Annotated in this window: 17 protein-coding genes; 1 reads left to right on the top strand and 16 read right to left on the bottom strand. The window is 47.8% G+C overall.

From position 1 onward, the window contains the following. Window positions 1-7: 7 nt before the first annotated feature. The 16 genes from yacG to carA all read right to left on the bottom strand — a co-directional run bounded on the left by yacG (window position 8) and on the right by carA (window position 20,032). Window positions 8-190, bottom strand: coding sequence for a DNA gyrase inhibitor YacG (gene yacG, locus O3681_RS07495; RefSeq protein WP_003682475.1), 183 nt, complete (start codon window positions 188-190; stop codon window positions 8-10). Continuing rightward, the gene (gene coaE, locus O3681_RS07500; RefSeq protein WP_371459641.1) at window positions 187-807 is read right to left on the bottom strand and encodes a dephospho-CoA kinase; all 621 of its coding nucleotides are present in this window, start codon (window positions 805-807) and stop codon (window positions 187-189) included. The genes yacG and coaE overlap by 4 nt, the downstream gene beginning before the upstream one ends. Further along, on the bottom strand, window positions 807-1,694 hold the full coding sequence (locus O3681_RS07505) for an A24 family peptidase (RefSeq protein ID WP_107723738.1): 888 nt from the start codon (window positions 1,692-1,694) through the stop codon (window positions 807-809). Before O3681_RS07505 ends, coaE begins: the two co-directional genes overlap by 1 nt. A gap of 1 nt (window position 1,695) precedes the next feature. After that, window positions 1,696-2,937: a type II secretion system F family protein gene (locus O3681_RS07510; RefSeq protein ID WP_107723737.1), complete on the bottom strand. Its 1,242-nt coding sequence runs from the start codon at window positions 2,935-2,937 to the stop codon at window positions 1,696-1,698. A gap of 79 nt (window positions 2,938-3,016) precedes the next feature. Further along, window positions 3,017-4,696, bottom strand: coding sequence for a type IV-A pilus assembly ATPase PilB (gene pilB / locus O3681_RS07515; protein ID WP_371459642.1), 1,680 nt, complete (start codon window positions 4,694-4,696; stop codon window positions 3,017-3,019). A gap of 392 nt (window positions 4,697-5,088) precedes the next feature. Continuing rightward, window positions 5,089-6,150: a DNA polymerase beta superfamily protein gene (locus O3681_RS07520; protein ID WP_371459643.1), complete on the bottom strand. Its 1,062-nt coding sequence runs from the start codon at window positions 6,148-6,150 to the stop codon at window positions 5,089-5,091. Between the two features lie 14 nt (window positions 6,151-6,164). After that, on the bottom strand, window positions 6,165-6,932 hold the full coding sequence (locus tag O3681_RS07525; protein WP_371459644.1) for a DNA polymerase beta superfamily protein: 768 nt from the start codon (window positions 6,930-6,932) through the stop codon (window positions 6,165-6,167). Between the two features lie 51 nt (window positions 6,933-6,983). Next, window positions 6,984-10,115, bottom strand: coding sequence for a type I restriction endonuclease subunit R (locus O3681_RS07530; RefSeq protein WP_371459645.1), 3,132 nt, complete (start codon window positions 10,113-10,115; stop codon window positions 6,984-6,986). Window positions 10,116-10,193: 78 nt separating this feature from the next. Next, window positions 10,194-10,799 carry a restriction endonuclease subunit S gene (locus O3681_RS07535; RefSeq protein ID WP_371459646.1) on the bottom strand — a complete coding sequence of 202 codons (606 nt, stop codon included), beginning with the start codon at window positions 10,797-10,799 and terminating at the stop codon, window positions 10,194-10,196. Continuing rightward, entirely contained in the window at window positions 10,768-11,421 is a 654-nt protein-coding gene (locus O3681_RS07540) for a restriction endonuclease subunit S (RefSeq protein WP_371459647.1), read from the bottom strand. Before O3681_RS07540 ends, O3681_RS07535 begins: the two co-directional genes overlap by 32 nt. A gap of 163 nt (window positions 11,422-11,584) precedes the next feature. Next, a complete protein-coding gene (locus O3681_RS07545) occupies window positions 11,585-12,595 on the bottom strand; it encodes a virulence RhuM family protein (RefSeq protein ID WP_371459648.1) in 1,011 nt (336 codons plus the stop codon). Continuing rightward, window positions 12,592-14,133, bottom strand: a complete 1,542-nt coding sequence (locus O3681_RS07550; RefSeq protein ID WP_371459649.1) for a type I restriction-modification system subunit M — start codon at window positions 14,131-14,133, stop codon at window positions 12,592-12,594. The genes O3681_RS07545 and O3681_RS07550 overlap by 4 nt, the downstream gene beginning before the upstream one ends. A gap of 200 nt (window positions 14,134-14,333) precedes the next feature. Continuing rightward, window positions 14,334-17,549 carry a carbamoyl-phosphate synthase large subunit gene (gene carB, locus O3681_RS07555; protein ID WP_371459650.1) on the bottom strand — a complete coding sequence of 1,072 codons (3,216 nt, stop codon included), beginning with the start codon at window positions 17,547-17,549 and terminating at the stop codon, window positions 14,334-14,336. Window positions 17,550-17,555: 6 nt separating this feature from the next. Continuing rightward, window positions 17,556-18,215, bottom strand: a complete 660-nt coding sequence (locus tag O3681_RS07560; protein WP_371459651.1) for a hypothetical protein — start codon at window positions 18,213-18,215, stop codon at window positions 17,556-17,558. A gap of 290 nt (window positions 18,216-18,505) precedes the next feature. Beyond that, window positions 18,506-18,763 carry a SemiSWEET family transporter gene (locus O3681_RS07565; protein ID WP_016687622.1) on the bottom strand — a complete coding sequence of 86 codons (258 nt, stop codon included), beginning with the start codon at window positions 18,761-18,763 and terminating at the stop codon, window positions 18,506-18,508. Between the two features lie 138 nt (window positions 18,764-18,901). Further along, window positions 18,902-20,032, bottom strand: a complete 1,131-nt coding sequence (gene carA, locus O3681_RS07570; protein ID WP_371459652.1) for a glutamine-hydrolyzing carbamoyl-phosphate synthase small subunit — start codon at window positions 20,030-20,032, stop codon at window positions 18,902-18,904. Window positions 20,033-20,512: 480 nt separating this feature from the next. Between carA and pilC the strand changes: the two genes are divergently transcribed. Further along, window positions 20,513-24,004: a PilC family type IV pilus tip adhesin gene (gene pilC, locus O3681_RS07575; protein ID WP_371459653.1), complete on the top strand. Its 3,492-nt coding sequence runs from the start codon at window positions 20,513-20,515 to the stop codon at window positions 24,002-24,004. The last annotated feature ends 5 nt before the right edge of the window (window positions 24,005-24,009 follow it).

Genomic DNA, 24,009 nt, shown 5'->3' on the forward strand with positions numbered 1-24,009 from the left:
GCGCAGTTTATTTGCCGTCCAATAGGTCTGAAAAGGGGTCGTCTTCCGAAGAAACGGTGTATTTTTCTTGCGCCCATTCGCCTAAATCAATGAGTTTACACCGTTTGCTGCAGAAAGGGCGGTAGGGGCTGTCGGTGTTCCAAACGACTTCTTTGTGGCAGGTTGGACATTTTACAACAGGAGCGGTCATGCAGTTTCTTTCAGTGATTGTGCAATGGATTGATAGTATTGATGCAAACGGGCAACCTTGATTTTTGCTTCTTCCAAGCTATGGGTATTGTCCAACACATCGTCGGCATGAAGCAGTCTGTCAGAGCGAGAAGCTTGGGTGGCCATGATTTGACGCGTTTGTTCGTCTGAAAAACCATTGCGTTGGTGTACGCGTTCGATTTGGACGGACTCTGGAACATCTACAACCAAAATGCGGTCAATCTCCGCTTTAAATGCTGGATTCTCAATTAAAAGCGGTACATCGACAATGCCGTAGGTGGAGAAGGCAAGTTGTTGTTTCTGCTTTTGGATTTTGTTTAAGATTAATGGCAGAAGCAGGTTTTCCAGTTGTTTTTTGGATTGAGGCCGTCTGAAAACTTCTTCCCGTAAAGCCATACGATTCAGACGGCCTTCATGATCAAAAACCTCATCGCCGAAAAGTTGGCGGATGGCTGGAAGGGCTTCACCGTTTTCAGCGGTCAGTGAACGGCTGATGGCATCGGCATCGATAATGGGTACGCCAAGTTCGGCAAACATTTGGGCAATAGATGATTTGCCGCTGCCGATACCGCCGGTCAAGCCTATCCATAATGTCATTATCGGAATCCTGATTGTACGAGCCACCATTGTACCAGTTGGGTAATAGGTGCATTGGCAACCAAAATAATCCATCCTGCCACAGCAAGGCTGGGACCAAAAGCAAAATATTGGCCTTTGCCGACGCGGGCAATGAGTGCGCCCACCAGTCCGACCAAGGCAGCCATGAAGATCAGAACAGGCAAGATACCTACGCCCAGCCATGCACCGAGCGCGGCCAAAAGTTTGAAGTCGCCATTGCCCATGCCGATTTTACCGGTCAGAAATTTATAGACAGCGCATAAAGTATAAAGGCTCATATAGCCTGCGATCGCACCCCAAACGGCTGAATGCAGGGGTACGAATGTGTCATTCAGATTAAACAGCAGGCCGATCCAAATTAGGGGCTGAGTCAGGCTGTCGGGTAAATATTGAGTATCGGCATCGATAAAGGTCAGCGCAATCAATATGGCAGTCAGAATGAATCCGCCAATAGTCGCCCATGACCAGCCGTATTGCCACGCGACAATACCGAACAAGACGCCTGTCAGTAGCTCAATCAGCGGATAGCGTATGCCGATAGCGGTTTTGCAGGAGTGGCATTTCCCACCCAGTAAAATATAGCTGAGGATGGGGATGTTTTGCCAAAGTTTGACTGGGCTTTTGCATTTTGGGCAGCGTGAATCCGGTTTGCGCAGATTAAATGGCTGTTTTTCTTCATCTGTCAGATCGATGCCCAAATGCTCTTTAGAAAATTGTGTCCATTCGCGTTCCATCATTATCGGCGTGCGATAAATAACAACGTTTAGAAAGCTGCCAATCAGCAATCCCAAAATAACGGCTAAAGGAATGGCGAATGGTGCAAGAACGGAGAGGGCGTCGATGGCAGAGTAAATACTATCAAGCATATCAACCTACGACATTACCCAAGTTAAACAGCGGCAGATACATGGCAATCAGCAAGATACCGATGAGCGAACCCAATACCACCATGATGATAGGTTCCATCAAGGCAGATAAGCGGGAGACGGAGTTGTCTACTTCATCTTCGTAGAATTCGGCTGCTTTGTTCAGCATATCGTCCAAAGAGCCTGACTCTTCGCCGATGGCCGCCATTTGGATCACCATGTTGGGGAACATATCTGTACTTTGCATACTGGATGTCAGTGACAGACCTTGGGTTACCTTGGCGCGGATGTCTTGAGTGGCTTCTTCATAGAGAATATTGCCGGATGCGCCTGCAACTGAATCTAATACTTCCACCAAAGGAACGCCGGCTGCGAAGAGGGTAGAAGTCGTACGCGCCCAACGGGCAATGGTCGCTTTACGGACGATGGTGCCAAAAACAGGCAGTCTCAAAATCAAAGCATCGATTCGTTTTTGGAAAGTAGGCGATTTTTCATGGAGTTTGTACAGACCGAAGGCGGAAACAATCAAAAGGATGATCATAATCCAGCCGTAGTCGACGAATAAATCGGACAAGCTCATGACAAGTTGGGTAAGGCTTGGTAACTCTGCACCCATATTGGCATAAACTTCTTTAAAGGCAGGTAGCACAAACATCATCATGATGAAGATAAGCGCAATCGCCACCACGATAATGGCAATCGGATAGGTCAGTGCGGTTTTGACTTTTTTCTTAATGGCTTGGGTTTTTTCTTTATAGACAGCCAGTTTGTCCAATAGGCTTTCCAGTACGCCGCCGGACTCGCCTGCGCTGACCAGATTGCAATAGAAGCGGTCGAAATATTTTGGATATTTGGAGAATGATTTGCCTAATGCGCTACCTTGTTCGACATCGGAGCGAACCTGCATCAGCATTTCGGTCATGCTCGGATTGGAGTGGCCGCGAGCAACGATTTCAAAAGCCTGCATCAGCGGCAAGCCTGCCTTCATCATCGTTGCCAGTTGGCGCGTAAACACCGTGATGTCTTCTTGGGTAATACGGCGTTTGCGTGCGGTTTTGACTTTGCTGATACGTAAAGGACGAATGCCTCTGCGTTGGAGTTTTTTGCGTGCTTCTTCTTCGTCTTTGGCAACTACTTCACCACGGACAAGACGTTCGGTCTCGGTATTTTTTCCTTCAAATGTAAAACGCTTGCCTTTACTTCTTGAGCTGAACAGACTTCTTTTTTGCTCTGCTTGAGCCATGAGTTATCCCTTGTTAGTAAGAAATAAAGCGGACTGTTTCCCCGTGCCGCTTTATTTTAATTTTCGAAAATATGGCAGTTTAGTCATTGGTATGAGCAGTCACTTCTTCCAACGAGGTCAGGCCTTGCATGACTTTCATGAGGCCGGCGCGACGCAAGTCTACCATGCCTTCCTGATAGGCCATGTTCATGATATCAACTTCTGTACCGTTGTTCATAATGACTTTTTGCATTTCATCGCTGACCGGCATGACTTCATAAATACCGACGCGGCCTTTAAAGCCTTTGCCACGGCAGCTGTCGCAACCAACCGGGCGGTAGAGTTTCCAATCTTGAGCCAAGTCCGCATCGGTAAAGCCGGCTTTTTTCAATGCCGGAACCGGCGGGCGCTCAACTTCGCGTTTGCAGTTCGGGCACAGTCTGCGCAACAGCCTTTGCGCCATAATCAGGCTGACCGAGCTGGCGATGTTGAAAGGCGCAACACCCATGTTCAAAAGGCGGGACAGCGTGGCCGGTGCATTATTGGTATGCAGGGTCGAGAAAACCATGTGGCCGGTTTGTGCGGCTTTAATGGCAATGTCGGCGGTTTCCAAGTCACGAATCTCACCGACCATAATAATATCAGGATCTTGACGCAAGAAGGATCGGAGTGCGGTGGCAAACGTCAGGCCTTGTTTTTCATTGACGTTGACTTGGTTGACGCCTGGTAGGTTAATCTCGGCCGGATCCTCTGCCGTTGAAATGTTGACATCTTCCGTGTTCAAAATGCTCAGGCAGGTATAGAGCGAAACGGTTTTACCCGAACCTGTCGGACCGGTAACCAACACCATGCCGTAAGGGCGGTTGATGGCCTCAAGCAGCATTTCTTTTTGGAAAGGCTCTAAGCCGAGTTGGTCGATATTGAGCGATGTACCATCGGAATTTAGGATACGCATCACCACTTTTTCGCCGAATAATGTCGGCAAAGTGCTGACACGGAAGTCAATCGGACGGCCGTGTTTGTGGAAGGCAATTTGAATTCTGCCGTCTTGCGGAATACGTTTTTCAGAAATATCCAAACGCGCCATCACTTTGATGCGCGATGCCAACTGGCTGCGCACGGCGACAGGCGGCTGTACGACTTCGCGTAATTGTCCGTCCACGCGGAAACGGACGCGTGCCATTTGCTCGTAGAATTCAAAGTGGATGTCCGATGCGCCCGCGTTCAGGGCATCGGATAAGGTTTTGTGGATGAAACGGGGGATAGGACCGTCTTCAGCTTCTTCATTGTCGATATAAAGCGATTGAGATTGCTGCGTTGCTTCATGTTCGTCGTTGATTTCTTTCAGAATGGTGGTCGAACGTTGGCCCAACCATTCCAGCAATGAGCTGAGCTGGTCGTCTGGAACCACTACCAAGTCGACACTTAAACCTGAAGCAAAAGCGATTTTTTGAAAGTTTTGGATTTGGGTCGGATCGGATACGGCGAAATAAACCTTGCGTCCGCGTTTGAAAATCGGAATGCAACGATTTTGCACCATTTGCTCTTCCGTCAGAATGTCGCTGACTACATTATTGCGCGGGTAGTAGTGCAAATCCAAAAGAGGATAGCTGAATATGCGCGCGACTAACTCTCCCAAAGCTTTAGGGGAGATGATGCCGTCTGAAAATAGGTTGGGCAGGATTTCTTTGCCCGATTGTAAAAGGCTGTTGTAATGTTCCGCTTGTTGATTTGAGATGGTCTGGCTTTGAACCAAAACACGCAATAATCCGACACTCATTTTATTTTCCGTTTCTTGTGCAGTTTTCCCTTTAATTTAGAGGAAAGCCGTATTATTTTATCATTATTATGATTAAAGCATATATTTAATTATGCAAATCTGCTTAAGTTGCAAAGACATGCTTCTGCTTTAATTGTATTTTTATTTCAGACGGCCATTATAAAGCAAGGGGAATAGGCGTTAAACTCGATATTTTGGGATTATGATGAAAAAACAACAATTTTGTCGTATGAATCCAATCAATAACGAAATTATATTTCATGTTGCTATTGCTTGTTTGGAGATGGCAGAAAAGGTTGTTTTGATGGACAGACGGTTGGAATTTGAAATATGAAAAGGCCGTCTGAAAAGAGGAAACACATAATTTCAGACGGCCTTTGTTTTTGATTCTCTTATCCGTAAATCTTGGTTCGGATTCCAACAAGGGAATTGATTGCCAAACTGCTGTTTACAGCTTCCGGTAGATCGGACTGGGCGAACAAATTTTCTACTTCGTTAACCAATGTTTCTGCACGCGCCAACAGTTCATTGTAAGGAAAAGAACCGCGCTTGATGGCCAGTAATTCGTCACGATTGGGACGGCGTGGCCGGATTTCGCCATAAAGGGCAATATCGCGCGCGGTTTCAAGCAGGCGGAAGATGTGCATCATATTTTTTGCATCGTAACCTTGGCCGTGCGCCTGCGTGCCTTGATAGCGTGTTTCGTTGCGTTCTGTCAGCCATTGTTGATAAGAGGCATATTCGCGGCAGTAGCTGCTGTATCCGTCTTGGTTGAAGGATAGATGGGCAAGCGGTGTTTCGCCTTCTGGAATGGTGCTGAGTGAAAGCGTTGTGGCTTCGGGTTTGGGTGCAATACCGTGGTAGCCAAGTGTGCCGTCGGTATCGTAAAACAGGGCATAAAGTTCTCGGGCGTGGGCTATTTTGATTAAGCCTACACGCCTTTGTTCCATTCCGCGTTGTGCAAGCCAGTACTGTAACGGTACGGTTTGCCTGCCTTCTATGATGTGGCAGAAATCAAGGATGCTTTTCTTTTCAGACGGCATCGGATTGCTGATTTTTTTATTCAATCCCCGTGCTTTTTTAATTTGTCCGTAAGCATAACCTGCAAAACTTTGCTGGCAGGTTTTGGAGATAAACCATTCGGTTTTGAACGCATCCATCAATGGCGAACGGTATCGCACACAGTCGGAAGGGGAAGCCAGCAGCTCCAGCGTGTTCGGATTGCTTTGCAGCAGCAATTCGATAAACCGTCCCAGTTCGTAATACACAATGTCGTTGGTTTCATTGCTGATTTGTGGGATGTATTCCATGCCGTAAAACATGAATTTGGGCAGATAAAACACGCCTTTGATGTCGGTATCGGACTCGGGCGTTGCCAAACCGTAGGCACGGCTGCCGGATACGGCTTCGAGCAGAATCAGGTTTTGCGTGTGCAAGTCTTCGAGGGTCAGCATATTCAGACGGCCTTTTACGGATAAATGGTTGCCAAGGTGGAACGGAATAATTCGTTCAAAGGCCCGCTATCGGCAGGTTCGGCAGGTTCGGCAGCAGAGGCAGACAAGGCAGAAACTTCGTTATATAGGTCAACAGTCAGCTTTTGCAGATCTGGTGATAATGTGTGCAGATAACTTTCGTCCTGTCCTGCTTTTAATGCAACCAGATCAGTAATTTGGGTAGCACAATCTGTCTGCCACTCATTCATCAACTCAACCAAAGTCATTGGTGGAATACCGCCTTGTTTCGCCGCCCAGCGTGCCGCCAATAAAGGGCGTAAGACGTAAAACCATTTTTTCAATTTAATCGGCTGTGCCAAATCCATGGCTTTCAAAGCATTGCCAGCGATACCGCGATAATGGTGCAACAACGCGGCGGCTTGGACGTATTGGGGAGCAAGTTCGTTCAGACGGCCTATGAATGCCTCATCTTGTGTATAAACAATCGGAGAACGCAGCCATTCCAGCAATACGGCATTGCTTTTTCTCAACAGGCGCAAAGCCTTGCGGATGTCCCAACCGCCTACGTCAAACCATTGGTTTTCAATAAATTCAAAAGTATCTTTTGCTTCATCAATTTGCAGATAATATTCTTGCGGGCGGATATAAATGGTGCGAACGTCATAATCGCTGTCGGGCGAAGCAAAGCCCCATGCGCGGCTTCCGCTCTCCGCCGCCAACAGAAAATGCAGTGGTTCGGCAAGTGAAATTTGAGTCAGTTTTTCTTGAATAGTTTGTTTCATGATGTTTCCAGAAAAAAGCCGTCTGAAAACCTAAAGTTTCCAGACGACATTTTAAATATTTTTCCCTATGCCTTTAAATTTCTCTACAAACACAGAAATTTTTTGGAAGACACTTTGTTTCTTCGTTAAATACTGTGGGTTGAGCGGACTCATTTTAGGCAGGGCTTCGGTTAGTTCCGTTCCGTTTTCACTGGCATAGCCGCGTTTGAGTGAGCTGGTTAAATAGCGTTTGGCGGCGGTTTCGTTCAGGCCTTCGGCGGCAATCAGCTCTGCTGCTTCGCTCTTCATCACTTCTTGCGCGTATGCGTAAAAGGTTTCTAGTATGGTAGGAACGTCGGGAACTTTGTCCAAATCCGTATCGTTGATGAAATCCACAATCAGGCTCTCTTTGGCGCGGTGGCCGATGCTGGCGCGGATGATACGGCGGATTTCTTCTACCAGCTCCGTTTTGCCTTTGATTTTTTTGTGGTGCTCGAAAACCAGTTGCAGGATGTAATCCAGATTGATTTCCTGCGATTTGAGCAAATCCACCTCAAAAACCACATCGTCCCAATCGATTTTTGATTGCTCTTTCTGTTCGCCTGCTTTTTGGCGGCGCAGCCAGTCTCGGATGTCGTTATAGGCGGAACGGTAATCCTGCACGGCTCTTTCAGACGGCATCGGCACTTGCCGCATTTCCTGCACGTCTTCATCGCTCAAGTAGTATTTTTCCTGAAACGCCTTCATAGCATCTTCGTCCGCCGCATCCACATTCTGCAACTCACACAGCGCGGCAAATTCATCGTAGTTCTGCAATACGTTTTCCGCTCTCAGGTATTCGCCGAAGAGTTTGGCAAAATCTTTTTTGTCTTTTTCCGTTTCGATTTTGTCGGGATCGGGGAAACGCTCGTGTAATTCTTTTGCTACATCCAGATAACCGCGCCGTGCTTCGCCAGTCTGATCATCGGTATAGCCGTTCATGTATTCTTCGTAGCTTTTTTCCAGTACGACGTTTTTGGTGTTTTTGTCGCCGAATAGAGTTATCGCATCAATGGTTGCCTGCTCCAAATCGCGGAAGCAGACAATATTGCCGAAGGTTTTGGTGGCATCGTAAATGCGGTTGGTGCGAGAAAACGCCTGCATCAGGCCGTGATAGCGCAGATTTTTATCGACGAACAGCGTGTTCAGTGTCGGCGCGTCAAAACCCGTCAAAAACATGCCGACCACAATCAGCAAATCCACTTCCTGTTTTTTCACCCGTTTTGCCAAATCGCGGTAGTAGTTCTGAAAGGCTTTGCTGTCCGTGCCGAAATTGGTTTTGAAACAGGCGTTGTAATCGTTGATGGCAGCCTGCAAAAATTCTTTCGCGCTGCTGTCCATCGCTTCCGGTTCAAAGGTTTCATCGACAATTTCACCGACGGCATTTTGCTCTTCGTTGGCCGCAAAGGAAAAAATGGTGGCCACTTTCAGCGGGTTCAGGCTGCCTGCCTGTTGTGTTTTGAACGCTTCGTAATAGCACTTCGCCGCATCCACGCTGCTGACGGCAAACATGGCGTTAAAGCCTTTGCCCCCCGCATTCAGCCGGTGCGTTTTCTGCCTGAACTGGTTCAGGATATATTGCGTGATCTCGCGGATGCGTTCAGGATGCAGCAGGGCTTGGCGGTTTTCGGCGGCACTCAGTTTCTTCTCGTCCTGTTCCGCTTCCACGGCTTTGAACTGCGGGCGCACATCGTTGTAATCCACTTTGAATTTCAATACTTTTTCATCGCGGATGGCATCGGTAATCACATAAGAATGCAGCTGTCTCCCAAATACGCTTTCCGTACTCTCCGAACCAAGCGCATTGCCTTTCATAATCAGTTTGCCATCAACGATATGGTCATGAAAAATCGGCGTGCCGGTAAAGCCGAACTGGCAGAATTTCTTGAATTTCTTTTTCAGATTTTTTTGCGCTTCGCCGAATTGCGAGCGGTGGCATTCGTCGAAAATAAAGACAACCTGCTGATGGTAAACCGGCAGATTATCTTCACTCTTCATCAGGTTGTTCAGCTTTTGGATGGTGGTAACGATGATTTTGTTGTCGTCTTTTTCCAAATTGCGTTTCAAGCCCGCCGTACTTTCCGAACCGTTTACGCTGTCGGGCGAAAAACGTTGGTATTCCTTCATCGTCTGATAGTCCAAATCCTTCCTGTCCACCACGAAGAAAACCTTGTCGATAAACGCCGATTCCGTCGCCAGACGCGCCGCCTTAAAGCTGGTCAGCGTTTTGCCGCTGCCCGTGGTATGCCAAACATAGCCGCCGCTTTCCGGCTTGCTCCAATTCTTCGCCTGCGCCGAACTGTTGATTTTCCACAAAATGCGTTCGGCGGCGGCAATCTGGTACGGCCGCATAATCAGCAGCGTATCATTCGCATCGAACACGCTGTAATGCAGCAAAACGCTCAGCAATACGCTTTTCTGCAGGAACGTGGCGGTAAAATCTTTCAAATCCTTAATCGGATGATTGTCCGACCGCGCCCAATTCATCGTGAAATCGAAGCTGTTTTTGTCGCGCTTGGTGGTGTTGGCGAAATAGCGCGTGTCCGTGCCGTTGGAAATCACGAAGATTTGCAGGAATTTGAACAGCGAATTTTCGCTGTTGAAGCTCTCTTTGCTGTAACGGTGCACCTGATTGAATGCCTCCCGCACCGCCACGCCGCGCTTTTTCAATTCAATCTGCACCAGCGGCAGACCGTTTACCAACACGGTAACGTCATAACGGTTTGCATGCGTGCCCGTCTGCTCAAACTGGTTGATAACCTGCACATGGTTGCGGGCAAGGTTTTTCTTGTCCAGCAGATAAATGTTTTTCAGACGGCCGTCATCAAAAGCGAAATCATAAATATGGTCGTCGTGGATTTTGCGGGTTTTATCGGTAATGTTTTCAGACGGCCTGTCCAGATATTCCGTCAAAAACCGCGCCCATTCGCTATCTGAAAACACCACATCGTTCAGCCGCTGCAACTGGGCGCGCAGGTTTTCCAGCAGCCTGCTTTGGCTGTTCAAATCCTTGCGGTATTCGTAACCCTGATTCTGCAAATCGGCGACGAACTCCGCTTCCAACTGGTTTTCCGATTGGTAGCTGCCCGACTGTTCGATTTTTTCATATTGGTCGAGCACGATGAAATTCGGCGTTTCGGCGATGGGTTTGGTTTCGAGGTTCATGGGTCGTCCTTTGCAGGGTCGGATTTTAAACGGTTTGATGTTCGGATTGGGCTGCCTGAAAATGTGCAGGCTGCTTTTTCAGGCAGCCTTGGGGAAGGCAAGCAGCTGTTCGCGGTAATATTCGTATTGTTTGCGGCGCAGGGCGATTTCGTACGGCAGGCCCTCGCTGATGGAGTGGGTCAGGGTGTCGAATTTGTCGAGGATGGCGACGATTTTTTCTTGTTCGGGGAGTGGTGGGATGGGGATTGAAATATCTTTTATCATTGGTTTCGTTAGCTGTGGAATACCGCTTTCAGGAACTTTATAATTTGATTCAATACTTTTCATAAAGTAGTAGGCATATTTTAGGTTTAATTCAATTTTTGGTGTTAACACTAACAGGCGTACTATTGGGAAAAAAGGTTTATTCTGAAAGCTAGCCCAGCCTATCGTTCCTCTAGCTGATATAGTTAAGCTAGGTTGATTGATTTTAGCAACATTAGTCCAGCCATACAGTGCCTTACTTCCTATACCATTAGATAAAATGGGGATACAAAATTCTTCCGTTTCCACTTCAGAGAAAGCGTCTTTTGGTACGTCGCCTCCAGCAAAAATATTAAATACCTCCCCCAACGTCTTCCAAACTACATCTTTCAGACGGCCTTTATAGCCATCAACTATCCCCCCCCCCGATTTGATTGTCAAAATCTAAAAGAAAGTCGCGATAATACCGGTATTGGCGTTTGCGCAGGGCTAATTCTGCTTCCAGCGTAGCTTCTAGCTCGGTGAATTTGTCAAGTATTTTTACAATTTTTTGCTGAGTTTCCAGGGGCGGGATGGGGATTGGAAAGCGTTTAAAGCCGTTCATATCAACCGAAGCAAAACTTGAAGTTGTCGTATTCTTTTTGCACCATTCACTAAGGTTAAAGCAATAGTAATAAAGGAAATAAATATTAAATTTATCAGTAAATTCAGGTTTTAAGGACAAATTAGTAAATCTCTGATTGGCTAAGAATGGGACGGTTATTAGGGCATGCTCCCCAATGGTTGCCGATGTTGCCATAATAATTGAATTAGCTGGAAACAGTTTCCCACCTTTAATGGCACTTTCAGATATTTGTTGTAATGCACTATCTAAAATCCGACCGTTTTCCCTAATATCCTCCATTCTAAACCAAGGGATTGAACCATTTTCCCAGTATTCTTTGATAGATTTAGATGGTGTATAACCATTTTTTAAATCGAAAACCTCCCCCAACGGCTTCCACTCCACCGATGCCGTCTGAATCATCTCAATCAATTTTTTCGCTTTGCTTTGCATATCCATGGTTGTTTTCCGTTTCTTTCCCGCTGCGGCGGGATGTGGGGCGGTTGTGGGGGGGTCAGCCCGCTATGTTCGTTTGCCGTTGTTTCTGCGGGCTGAAGCCCGTCCTGCTTTCAGGCTGCCTGAAATGGTGTGCAGGCTGCTTTTTCAGGTAGCCTGAATGCGGTTATTTTTTGCCGTCTTTTTTCTGTTTAAGCTGTTGCACGGCTGTTTTTTCCAACGCTTTAACGCTTTCCAGATAGGCTTGCTCCACCGGCGACAGGATGCGCGCTTCATAGGCGCGGTATTCGCGTTCGGCTTTCTGCTCTGCCTGTTTGCGGCTGATGCTGCCTGCACCCTGTAATGTGCCTTGGCCGTACAGCCCGGAAAATTTGTCCAATTCGGCTATCCAGTCGCGCATATACATGGGGCTTTGCTCCTGCGCTTTGATTTCCGCCAGGTCGAAGAAGGCGGAAACCAGACGGTTCAGGCGGAACAGTTCGTCTTCGGTCAGGTAGTTTTTGGCAATTTTGGCTTCATTCAGTGTGGGCATTGCGCCTTGAAAGGTGGTCAGCCCCATAAAGTCTTTGCTGCTGTCGGCACGGCTGTATATCAGTTCGGCTGCGGTTTGCCGGCTGGCGGCATAGTGCAGTTTATTTTGAACGGCGGCAAAAAAGGTTTGGCTTTCGCTGCTTTTGGGGTTGTAGTCTTGGCTGGTGGCATATAAATCAAGCACTTGCCGGTATAGGGCTTTTTCGCTGCTGCGGATGTCGCGAATGCGGTTGAGCAGTTCTTTCCAATAGTCGCCGCCGCCTGTGCCTTTCAGGCGTTCGTCGTCTATGGCAAAGCCTTTGGTCAGATATTCGTCAAGCCGTTCGGTTGCCCATTGGCGGAATTGGGTGCCGCGCGCGGAACGGACGCGGTAGCCGACGGCAATAATCATGGGCAGGGAATAATGGGCGATTTTGCGGTTTACTTTGCGCCCGTTTTCATTTTGAACTGTCAACTGGAAGTTGACAGTTGCCTCCTCTTCCAATTCTTGCTCTGCAATAATGGTTTTGATGTGTTTGCTGATATTTTGCTTGGTGGTTTGGTACAGTTCTGCCATGTCCGCCTGCGTCAGCCAAAGCTGTCCGCCAAATTCCTGCAAGGCAAATTGGGCAGTGCCGTCGTTGGCGGTGTATAAAATGATGCTCATGCTTCAATCTCTGCAATCACTTCGTCAATTTCACGCCGCAGCCGTTCGATTTTGGCGACGGTTTCACTGATTTCGGCGTTGAGCTGTTTGATGTCGACGGCCTCGCGGGTGTCTTCGGCTTCGACATAGCTGCTGACGGCGAGGTTGTAGCCGTTGTCTTTGACGGTTTGCTGGGCAGCGTTTTGGGCGATATGCGGCACATCGGCTTTATCGGCGAAGAGTTTGACGATTTCGGCAATGTGTTCTTCGGTTAAGACGTTGTTGTTGGTTTCTTTTTTGAAGAAGCTGCTTGCGTCGATGAATTGGATGTCGGTATTGTCTTTGTGTTTGGACAAAACCAGGATATTGACGGCGATGCTGGTGCCGTAAAAGAGATTGGGCGCAAGGGCAATCACGGTTTCCACGTAGTTGCCCTCCACTAGATATTGGCGGATTTTCTGCTCTGCACCACCGCGATAGAAAATGCCGGGGAATGAGACGATGGCGGCGCGGCCTCTGCCGGAAAGGTAGTTCAGTGCGTGCAGGATGAAGGCAAAATCGGCTTTGGATTTCGGGGCGAGCACGCCTGCGGGGGCAAAGCGGTCGTCGTTGATTAAGGTGGGGTCGTCGCTGCCTATCCAGTTGATGGAATAAGGCGGATTGGAAACGATGGCATCAAAAGGTTTGCTATCTTTGAGCTTGGGATTGGTCAGTGTGTCGCCCAATTCGATATGGAATTGGTTGTAATTGACATTGTGCAGGAACATGTTCATTCGGGCGAGGTTGTAGGTGGTGTGGTTGATTTCCTGCCCGAAGAAGCCTTCTTCGATGATGTGCTCGTCAAACTGTTTTTTCGCCTGCAAGAGCAGGCTACCCGAGCCGCAAGCGGGGTCGTAGATTTTGTTGACTTTCTCCTGCCCGTGCACCGCCAGCCGCGCAATCAGCTTGGATACGCTTTGCGGGGTGAAAAATTCGCCGCCGGATTTGCCTGCATTGGCAGCGTAGTTGGAAATCAGATATTCGTAGGCATCGCCGAAAAGGTCGATGTGGTGGTCTTCAAAACTGCCGAAATCGAGTTCCTCTACGCCTTTGAGGACGGCGGCAAGGCGTTTGTTCTTGTCGGCAACTGTGCTGCCGAGCCGGCTGCTGGTGGTGTCGAAGTCATCAAACAGGCCTTTGATGTCTTGTTCGGACGGATAGCCGGAGGCGGAGCTTTCAATCGCAGTAAAAATTTCTTTCAGCTTGGTGTTGAGCTCTTCGTTTTGATGAGCTTCGGCGGCAATATTGCAAAAAAGCTGGCTGGGGTAGATGAAATAGCCTTTGACTTTGACGGCATCATCTTTGATTTCAGGCGTGATGATGCTGTCGGACATGGCGGTGTAATCAATACTGCTGTCGCCAGCCTGCATATAGTCGGTGAAGTTTTCGCTGATAAAGCGGTAGAAAAGTGTGCCGAGAACGTATTGTTTAAAGTCCCAGCCATCCACCGCACCGCGTACTTCATCGGCGATTTTCCAAATTTGGCGGTGTAGTTGAGCGCGTTGTTGTGTGGCGGACATTAGACGTTTCCTTATTGTTGTGAGAGGATAAGTTTGGCCGTCTGAAAAGTTGGGAACCAGCCTTTCAGACGGCCTCATATGTAATAAACGTATGGGTAACTATCAAGATGAATTTCAGTAATCATGGATTCAGTCATAAATCCAATCTGTGGATCTGAATTGCATCTTCTTGGGCTGAATTAAAACAGTCCAAATTTCCCTTACTTCATTGCTTTTAATCGGCCATGCAATTCCTGTACGCTGTACACGCCCAAGTGTTCACGGCTTTTTGCGCCTTCGCTCATGGCTTCGCCGCCAGCGATGGTGGTGTATTGCGGTACGCGTTGGGTGAGGGAGGTGCGGCGGATGCTATGGCTGTCGGTAACGGATTGTACTGTGCTGCCGACGGTGTTGACCACCAGTGCGATTTCGCCGTTTTTAATTGCGTCCACGATGTGTGGGCGGCCTTCCTGCACTTTGTTGACCGCTTGCACGATGATGCCGTGTTCTTTCAAGTATTCGGCGGTACCGCGAGTGGCGCAGACACCGTAGCCGAGTGCTTGGAAGTTTTGTGCGGTTTTGACGATGAGCGGTTTGTCCTCGTCGCGTACGGCGAGGAACACTTTGCCTGTTGTGCTCAAGCGTTCGCCTGCGCCGAGTTGGGCTTTGAAGTAGGCTTCGCCGAAGCTTGCGCCTACGCCCATGACTTCGCCGGTAGAGCGCATTTCAGGGCCGAGAATGGTGTCCACACCCGGGAATTTGATGAATGGGAACACGGCTTCTTTAACGGCGTAGAAGTCCGGGATGACTTCTTTTTCTACGCCTTGCTCTTTCAGTGAAATGCCTGCCATCACGCGCGCGCCGACTTTGGCGAGCGGTACGCCGGTGGCTTTGGATACGAACGGTACGGTACGGCTGGCGCGTGGGTTCACTTCCAGTACGAAGACCACGCCGTCTTGTACGGCAAACTGTACGTTCATCAAGCCGACTACGCCCAGTGCGTATGCCATGGCTTTGGTTTGACGGCGGATTTCGTCTTGAATTTCTTCGTCCAATGAGTATGGAGGCAATGAGCAGCCTGAGTCGCCGGAGTGGATACCTGCTTGTTCGACGTGTTGCATGATGCCGCCGATCACGACATCTTGGCCGTCTGAAACGCAGTCTACGTCCACTTCGATGGCGTTGTTCAAGAAGAAGTCGAGCAATACGGGGCTGTCTTCGGAAACTTGTACGGCTTCGCGCATGTATTTTTGCAACTCTTCGGCTGAGTGAACAATCTGCATGGCGCGGCCGCCGAGTACGTAAGAAGGACGGACAACCAACGGATAACCGATTTCTTCGGCTTTAACGAGGGCTTCTTCTTCGTTGTGGGCGATGCGGTTAGGCGGTTGACGCAGACCTAAGTCGTTCAATACTTTTTGGAAGCGTTCGCGGTCTTCGGCGGCGTCGATGCTGTCGGCAGATGTGCCGATGATGTTCACGCCGTTTGCAACCAAGGCATTGGCCAGCTTGAGCGGGGTTTGGCCGCCGTAATGAACAATCACGCCCCATGGGTTTTCGGTGCGGACGATTTCCAATACGTCTTCCAAGGTCAGCGGCTCGAAGTACAGGCGGTCGCTGGTGTCGAAGTCGGTGGATACGGTTTCGGGGTTGCAGTTGACCATGATGGTTTCAAAACCGGATTCGCGCAGGGCGAGTGCGGCATGAACGCAGCAGTAGTCAAATTCAATACCTTGGCCGATACGGTTTGGACCGCCGCCGAGAATCATCACTTTTTTACGGTCGGAAGGACGGGATTCGCATTCTTCTTCGTAAGTGGAGTAGAGGTAGGCGGTTTCGGTGGCAAACTCGGCGGCACAGGTGTCGACGCGTTTGTAAACCGGATGCAGGTTCAGTGCGTAGCGGTGTTCGCGGACTTCTTTTTCGCTTACGTTCAACAATTGTGCCAAACGTTTGTCAGAGAAGCCTTTGCGTTTCAGACGGCGTAAAGCGGCGTAATCTAAATCTTGCAACTGGCCGTCTGAAACCGATTTTTCGTCTTTTACCAAGTCTTCGATTTGCGCCAAGAACCAAGGATCGATGGCGCAGATTTCGTGGATTTCTTCCAGCGTGAATCCTGCGCGGAACGCATCGGCTACAAACAGCATACGCTCAGGGCCAGGGTTGGCCAGTTCGCGACGGATTTCCGCTTTGTCTTCACTGCGCGGATTGAAGCCGCACAAGCCGGTTTCCAAACCGCGCAAGGCTTTTTGGAAGCTTTCTTGAATGGTACGGCCCATCGCCATTACTTCGCCCACAGATTTCATCTGCGTGGTCAGGCGGTCGTCAGCGGCGGGGAATTTTTCAAACGCAAAACGCGGGATTTTGGTTACCACATAGTCGATGGAAGGCTCGAATGACGCTGGGGTGCGGCTGCCGGTAATGTCGTTGCGCAACTCGTCCAGCGTAAAGCCGACAGCCAGTTTGGCCGCTACTTTGGCAATCGGGAAGCCCGTTGCTTTAGAGGCCAACGCGGAAGAACGGCTTACGCGTGGGTTCATCTCAATCACAATCATCTCGCCGTTTTCAGGGTTTACCGCAAACTGAACGTTCGAGCCGCCCGTATCCACGCCGATTTCGCGCAATACTGCCAACGAAGCATTACGCATGATTTGATATTCTTTGTCGGTCAATGTTTGTGCAGGTGCAACAGTGATGGAGTCACCGGTATGCACGCCCATCGGGTCGAAGTTTTCAATCGAGCAAATAATGATGCAGTTGTCGTTTTTATCGCGTACAACTTCCATCTCGTACTCTTTCCAGCCGAGAACGGATTGCTCAATCAGCAACTCATGAGTAGGCGACGCATCAAAACCGCGTTCGCAAATCGCCAAGAACTCATCTTTATTGTAGGCAATGCCGCCGCCCGAACCCCCCATCGTGAAAGAAGGACGAATCAGGGTAGGGAAGCCAACCTGTTCCTGCGCCGCCAAAGCTTCGTTCATCGTGTGGCAGACAAAAGATTTCGGGCAGGAGAGGCCGATTTTCTCCATCGCCTCCTTAAAGCGGCCACGGTCTTCTGCTTTGTCGATGGCGTCTTCGGTCGCGCCGATCAGCTCGACATTGTATTTCGCCAGCACGCCGTTGCGCGCCAAATCCAGCGCACAGTTCAGCGCGGTCTGACCGCCCATCGTGGGCAGAATCGCATCAGGCCGCTCCTTGGCGATAATCTTCTCCACCGTCTGCCACATAATCGGCTCGATGTAGGTAACATCCGCCATTTCAGGGTCGGTCATGATGGTGGCGGGGTTGGAATTCACCAGAATGACTTTATAGCCTTCTTCACGCAAGGCTTTGCAGGCCTGTGCGCCCGAATAGTCAAATTCGCAGGCCTGACCGATAACGATAGGGCCGGCGCCGATGATAAGGATGGATTTTAGGTCGGTACGTTTGGGCATGGTGTTTTAACTTTCTTTGTTTTCAGGGTTTTCAGTTGATAATCCATATTTATTAGAGATTATTGCCTCCAATGTATTTGAAAGTACAAATATTATCGTTGAAATAATAGTTCCAAAAAATGTAAATACCCACTTATTTGTGTTTGGCTCTTTAATATCACAGTAAATCAAAATAATGTTAGAAAACAGTATGATGAATGATATTACACAAAGAATTAGAGGCCAACAATCTGGTGGAATGCCCAAAAAATTATTTATATTTTTTGTTTTTTTAAGCTCTGAAATGTATCCTCTAAGTTTGTAGTATGTAGGAATACTAAAAAATGAAACATACATTGATATTGCTGCGTATGCCTGAAGCATAGAAGATGTTTTTATTCCATCAAGTAAAGAAATATATCCATATACTAAAATCGCAAAGACAAAAACTTGTGAAACAATTAAATTCTGCGAACTATATATTGAATTTCGGATAGGGTCTTCATTGGGATTGTCTATTTTATAGTATCTGTATGTAGAATATATTGCCGACAAATAGAATATTACCGAACTGAACCAGTGAGACCATAATGTCCTAGTATCAGTTGCTCCAAAAAAAGGTAGGGTTGTAAGTAAAAACGCTGCTACCACTAAGCTTATACATTGTAGGCCATTTACTTTTTTCATAAGATTTCCACATAAACAAAAAATGTAGCAAGCCGTAACTCGCATGTAGGGTGTGCGCGGTACGCACGCGTTCACCATTTTCCCTCCAGCCTAAACCCACCGCGTGCGTGCCTTGCGGCACACACCCTACCGATGGATTCAAAGGTCGTCTGAAAAAACGCTCGCGGTGTTTGTTCCATCTGCCTTTCGATAAAAAGCTACCTGAAAAATTCCTGCCGTTGATATTTTGGTGACTCTTTTTCAGACGACCTTTTGCGTTTTTATGTTGCACAGGCCGTCTGAAAACTTCCTTAAAAACTAGTGATAAATGTAATCAAACCCAAAATAATGCCCGGGGCGTTTGCCAGCATGACGGGGTAGTCGCGTTTTTCTTTTAAAAAGCCGTAGGCAACCCATAATGTGCAGTTGATGGCGGCGACGAGGGGTTGCAACGGTGAGCCGGGGTTGCCGGCAAGGTTGTTTTGGATTTGTGGGATATAGGAAACATACATACCGACGGCGGTCAGGGTGGCGACGACGGAAAGAATGCGCATTTGCTTTTCTGTCATGGTTTTTCCTTTCTGATTTGAGGGCTGAGTTTTCAGACTGTGTAGATGTTGAGAGTGTGCCTGAATTTATATTTTTTAAGATTTGGTTTTCAGACGGCCTGTTGTTGAGTTGAGTGTGGCCGTCTGAAAAAATCAGCTTTATTGTTTTGCTGCTTTGATATTGTCAATGAATTTGTCGAACAGATAACCGACGTCTTGCGGACCCGGGCTGGCTTCGGGGTGGCCTTGGAAGCAGAATACAGGTTTGTCTGTCAGTTCGATGCCCTGCAAAGTGTTGTCAAACAAGGATTTGTGGGTAATGCGTGCGTTGGCAGGCAGGGTGTCGGCATCGACGGCGAAACCGTGGTTTTGGCTGGTGATGACGACTTTGCCGCTGTCCAAATCTTGTACCGGGTGGTTGGCACCGTGATGGCTGAAACGCATTTTCAGGGTTTTTGCGCCGATGGCGAGGCTGATCAGCTGGTGTCCCAAACAAATGCCGAAAATCGGTTTGCCGCTTTCCATCAGTTTTTGTACGGCTTTGATGGCGTAGTCGCAAGGCTCGGGGTCGCCAGGGCCGTTGGACAGGAATACGCCGTCAGGATTGAGTGCCAATACTTCTTCCGCGCTGGTTTGTGCGGGAACAACGGTCAGGTGGCAGCCGCGCGAGGCGAGCATACGCAGGATATTGGTTTTGACGCCGAAATCGTAGGCGACGACGTGGTAAAGCTGTTCGGAAGGTGTAACGAAACCTTTGCCCAACTCCCATTCGCCTTCGGTCCATTCGTAAGTTTCCGTACAGGAAACTTCTTTTGCCAAATCTTTGCCGACCATGCTGCCGAATGCGGCAATCAGTTCTTGTGCTTTTTCAACGGTGGCATCTGCACCGGTCAAGATTGCACCGCCTTGCGAGCCTTTTTCACGCAACAGGGTGGTCAGGCGGCGGGTATCGATGTCGGCGATGGCGACGGTTTTGTTGCGTACCAAATAGTCGTGCAGGCTTTCGGATGCGCGGAAATTGCTGTGCAAGAGCGGCAGGTCGCGGATAATCAAACCGGCGGCGTAAACGCTGCGGCTTTCTTCATCTTCGGCGTTGGTGCCGGTGTTGCCGATGTGTGGATAGGTGAGGGTAACGATTTGTTTGCAGTAGGAAGGGTCGGTTAGGATTTCCTGATAGCCGGTCATGGAAGTGTTGAACACGACTTCGCCGGAAGTCGAACCTTCGTAACCGATTGATGTGCCGTGAAATACGCTGCCGTCAGCGAGAACGAGAAGAGCCGGAGTGGTCATGATGGAATCCTGTTTGCCTGATGATGGTCGGTTCGAAAAAATGGGTCAGGCCGTCTGAAAAATAAAAATTGTTTACAAAAAAGACAGCCTTCGGAAATCTCGGCTAAAAAAAAACACGCTCCGCAGCTTTGATTTTGCTGTGTAACGTGCTTTTTCAGACATAGAGGTCTATGCCGTAGAAGCAGTGTATTTTAAGTCAAAGTAATAGGAATTTCAAGCATAGAGTAGATAATCGATAATTTAAAAACGTTTTATCTTTACGGTACAGTCCCTTGCTTTTGGAATGCTTGATGAATAAAGTTGAACTAAATATTCAGTCAGGCCGTCTGAAAACTGAGCAGGCAGATTGTTTCATTTTTGTTGTGTTTGAAATGCAGGTGTAGGGAAATTCAGCCGAATCAAACATGAAACAGGCTGTTTATGCTAAAATCGTAGTCTATAAAAAATAAAAACAACGTCATTTTTAACTGAGATTATCCGATGAAAAAAGAACACATTATGCAAAACGCTCCATCAGGCCGTCATCGCCTCATTCATGCAAGCGTCGCTTCCGCTTTAGCACTCATCAGTATTTCCGTTCAGGCAAATACGCAGCAATTTGCCCAAACTCCTTTTTACCTGCAAAACAAAACCGACGTCAGTGGCCAACCCAAAGTCAAACACAATATTATGTTTTTGATTGATGACTCGGGCAGTATGTTGGCTAATGCCGGGGGTAATTATAATGTTCCGAATAAAGACAGGAAGATCAATATTGCCAAATCTGCATTAAAGCAGGTTTTGCGTGAATACAAAGATCAGTTTAACTGGGGCTTGCAGACTTTACACAATAATCCTCGGTATTTGAAATGGGATGAGGAAAAAAGGAAAAAGAATAATGCTATTTACGCATATGCAAAATTGCCTAGCCCCGACAATACCAAAGGCGATATGAAGGATTCTGAAGGCTTTACGGATGGTTCTGCCGGTCGAAACTGGGAATATGTCAGTAAGAAGGTAGACGAAATGTTGGCTTACAAAGCTACGCCGACAACGCGTCGTTATTATGAAGTCGTCAAAAATTTCGTCATGCCGAATATCAAATACCGCTGTCAGAAATCCTATGTTGTTGTGGTTTCTGACGGTGATGCCAATATGAGTTGTAGCAATCAGGCCCCAGGAGAAAATCCAAGTAATTCTGACAATACTAACTTCAATTATGACCGAAAATATTATTATTCAAACTATTACCGTGCTATTGAGCGTAGCTCTGATGAGGTCTATGAATATTTCGGGCCGTCTGAAGCAAAAGCTTATGAAGATAAACATAAGCAAGGACAATATTTTTCAGGAAACGGCCTTGCAGGATATTTTGATCTGCCGATTTATGACCCAAGATCGAATACTCCTGAAGGGGAGAAAAAGTTTCAATGTCAATATGCTGAATATGCAAAAGATGCTTCAGGAAATTGGGTGCTTTTAGGTGAAAAAGATGGTAAACGAGAAGTCCAAGGCCTTGGCGACCCCTTTGTTCCTTATTGGGATAGAAACTATGGTAATGAGAAACGCGGTATGCGTTTCTTTAGCCAGACTTTGGCAGAAAAAGATATTAAAACTGCAGCAAAAGATGGTGTAGATGCTGCGGGTAAGAGCTGGGATGGCGATCCAAACGATCCTAAAGGCGTAGATTACAGCAAGCAATTGGTTCAGACTTTTACTGTGGGCTTTGGAGAGGGATTCTCTGAAGTTGGTAAGAATTACCTGGAAAAGGGTGCCAGTCGCCCAGACTGGTATTTCAATGCCTCAAAACCGGAAAAGTTGCTTGATGCCTTTAAAACGATTGTCAGCAATATTGAAAATGACAGTAAAAATACGAAATTTGAAGGAGTATCCTCAACTGCACCGGCAACGACCAGTACCGGTATTCCCGATATGGCGGCAACGGTTCACCTGAATACCGGCTCTTGGAGCAGTCAGTTGCGGTTTTATAAATTAAACCGCGATGGTACGCCTATCAATACGACAAAGTTTGACCAGCCATCATTTAATAACCGCCTCACTTTGGTTAATGATGGCAGGAAGACCTATTTCATTGATGGAGTTGCAGACAATGGGGCTTCAAATGCTGATTTTGGCATTTCAGACGGCAGTGCGAAAGATAAGTTGGAATGGAAAAATGCATTGCTGAAATGGACTGGTCGAGTAGGTAGTGATGAAATCATCAAAGCGGATGCGGAGACAAAAGGTTATAGCCAGTCTTATCGAATTCGTCCGACAGATTCTGCTGATTCAAGTAAAGATGAACGTAATTTAGGCGATATTTTAGATGGTTCGGTTGCAGCTATTGGCGATAAGCGCGACAACCATCAAGAGTTTTTGGTCGCTGCTGCCAATGACGGCATGGTACATATTTTCCGTAATGGTACGCCTAGCAATCCTTATGACTTGAAACTCAGCTATATTCCGGCAGGCATGGAGCGTGAGGACGATCAAGGTCAAGCGACAACTTTGGGCAAGGTTCTGAAAGATATTGCACGCGATGGTTACGGCTCCAGCACGCCGCACCGCTATATGGTCAATGGTGGCTTTGTTCTCCGCCAAACACCTGATAAGCAAACCTTTATGTTTGGTGCGATGGGCCAAGGTGGACGCGGTGCGTATGCGTTGAATATTGGTGCAGTAGCTAACAGCGATCGTAGTGGTTGGAATACGACTGTGCCTTTGTTTGAAACAAAAAAAGGCTCTGACAATAAGCTGGGTTATACCATTGGTTCGACGCAAATCGGCCGTGTCTCCATTAAACGTAATGCTACTCCGGTTAATCTGGAATCTGACGTGCGTTATGCAGGCTTCTTGGCCAGCGGCTACCGTACTGAAGATGTGAACAGTGCCGATAATGAAACGGCTTTGTATGTCTATGATATGACGGGTAAAGAGGCTGGGACGAAAGGTACGGGAAGCAATGTTTCCGACGCCGGTAAGCTCTTGGCTAAAATTCCTGCGCCGAATGGCAAAGGTGGACTTTCTACCCCCACTTTGGTGGATACCGATTTTGACGGTATTGTCGATATTGCCTATGCAGGCGACCGTTACGGCAATATGTTCCGCTTCGACTTGAGAGGTAAAACCGAGTCTGAATGGTCGGCGCAAATGATTTTCCAAGGCTCGGGTAATCAACCGATTACGTCTGCGCCTGCGGTATCACGTCGCAGTAAAGATAAGTATGTCGTTATTTTTGGTACGGGTAGCGAGATTTATCAGAATGAATTGAATAATACCAACGGTCAAATCAATGCCGTTTACGGTATTTACGACGATGTGTCTACTGATGAATCCAAAAAAGCAGTTTTGGCAAACAGCAGTGAGTTGGAACAGCAAACCAGAGAAAATGACGGCGAACATATTTATGTTAGCGACAATAAGGTTGGCGAAGGCAAAAAAGGCTGGAGTCTGACTTTGGGTCCGAATGAACGTGTGACTGTTAAACCGACGATGATTTTGCGTACAGCCGTTGTAACCATCCGCAAGTATGAAACCAAAACAATTCATACTGATTCTTCCAGTACCGATGTTTGTTTGCCGGACAGTACGTCCACACAAACGACAGCGAAAACGATTATTCTGGGTGTAAATGCCGAAAATGGTGGCCGTTTGGGCTTGCGTGATGCTCGTATCTCCAGCAAGGATCGTACGTTTATCAAACGTGAAAATAATGGCCAGATTTATTACGCCAACGGTATGACTTTTGATGGCGTTATCAACTTTACTTATATGAATTCCAGCAAAGCCGACGATTCTCCGGTAACTGCCGATGGCGATAGCGGCGGCACGGGTACGGATAAGGAGTTGAACGCTACGCCGAGCGTGCCAAACAATAAATGTTTTGCAACCAAAGGCGATCGCAGTCTATTGTCTAACCAACTGGTCAGCCTGGAAGTACAAGGCCGTACATGCGGACTCAAACGCATCAGCTGGCGTGAATTGTTCTTTTAATTTGT

The organism is Neisseria sp. 27098_8_158 (genome assembly GCF_041433145.1).
GTDB classification, from domain to species: domain Bacteria; phylum Pseudomonadota; class Gammaproteobacteria; order Burkholderiales; family Neisseriaceae; genus Neisseria; species Neisseria subflava_E.

Bases quoted from the DNA above. Each gene is read 5' to 3' on its own strand.
- yacG (WP_003682475.1), bottom strand. From the start codon at position 190: ATGACCGCTCCTGTTGTAAAATGTCCAACCTGCCACAAAGAAGTCGTT.
- coaE (WP_371459641.1), bottom strand. From the start codon at position 807: ATGACATTATGGATAGGCTTGACCGGCGGTATCGGCAGCGGCAAATCA.
- O3681_RS07505 (WP_107723738.1), bottom strand. From the start codon at position 1,694: ATGCTTGATAGTATTTACTCTGCCATCGACGCCCTCTCCGTTCTTGCA.
- O3681_RS07510 (WP_107723737.1), bottom strand. From the start codon at position 2,937: ATGGCTCAAGCAGAGCAAAAAAGAAGTCTGTTCAGCTCAAGAAGTAAA.
- pilB (WP_371459642.1), bottom strand. From the start codon at position 4,696: ATGAGTGTCGGATTATTGCGTGTTTTGGTTCAAAGCCAGACCATCTCA.
- O3681_RS07520 (WP_371459643.1), bottom strand. From the start codon at position 6,150: ATGCTGACCCTCGAAGACTTGCACACGCAAAACCTGATTCTGCTCGAA.
- O3681_RS07525 (WP_371459644.1), bottom strand. From the start codon at position 6,932: ATGAAACAAACTATTCAAGAAAAACTGACTCAAATTTCACTTGCCGAA.
- O3681_RS07530 (WP_371459645.1), bottom strand. From the start codon at position 10,115: ATGAACCTCGAAACCAAACCCATCGCCGAAACGCCGAATTTCATCGTG.
- O3681_RS07540 (WP_371459647.1), bottom strand. From the start codon at position 11,421: ATGGATATGCAAAGCAAAGCGAAAAAATTGATTGAGATGATTCAGACG.
- O3681_RS07545 (WP_371459648.1), bottom strand. From the start codon at position 12,595: ATGAGCATCATTTTATACACCGCCAACGACGGCACTGCCCAATTTGCC.
- O3681_RS07550 (WP_371459649.1), bottom strand. From the start codon at position 14,133: ATGTCCGCCACACAACAACGCGCTCAACTACACCGCCAAATTTGGAAA.
- carB (WP_371459650.1), bottom strand. From the start codon at position 17,549: ATGCCCAAACGTACCGACCTAAAATCCATCCTTATCATCGGCGCCGGC.
- O3681_RS07560 (WP_371459651.1), bottom strand. From the start codon at position 18,215: ATGAAAAAAGTAAATGGCCTACAATGTATAAGCTTAGTGGTAGCAGCG.
- O3681_RS07565 (WP_016687622.1), bottom strand. From the start codon at position 18,763: ATGACAGAAAAGCAAATGCGCATTCTTTCCGTCGTCGCCACCCTGACC.
- carA (WP_371459652.1), bottom strand. From the start codon at position 20,032: ATGACCACTCCGGCTCTTCTCGTTCTCGCTGACGGCAGCGTATTTCAC.
- pilC (WP_371459653.1), top strand. From the start codon at position 20,513: ATGAAAAAAGAACACATTATGCAAAACGCTCCATCAGGCCGTCATCGC.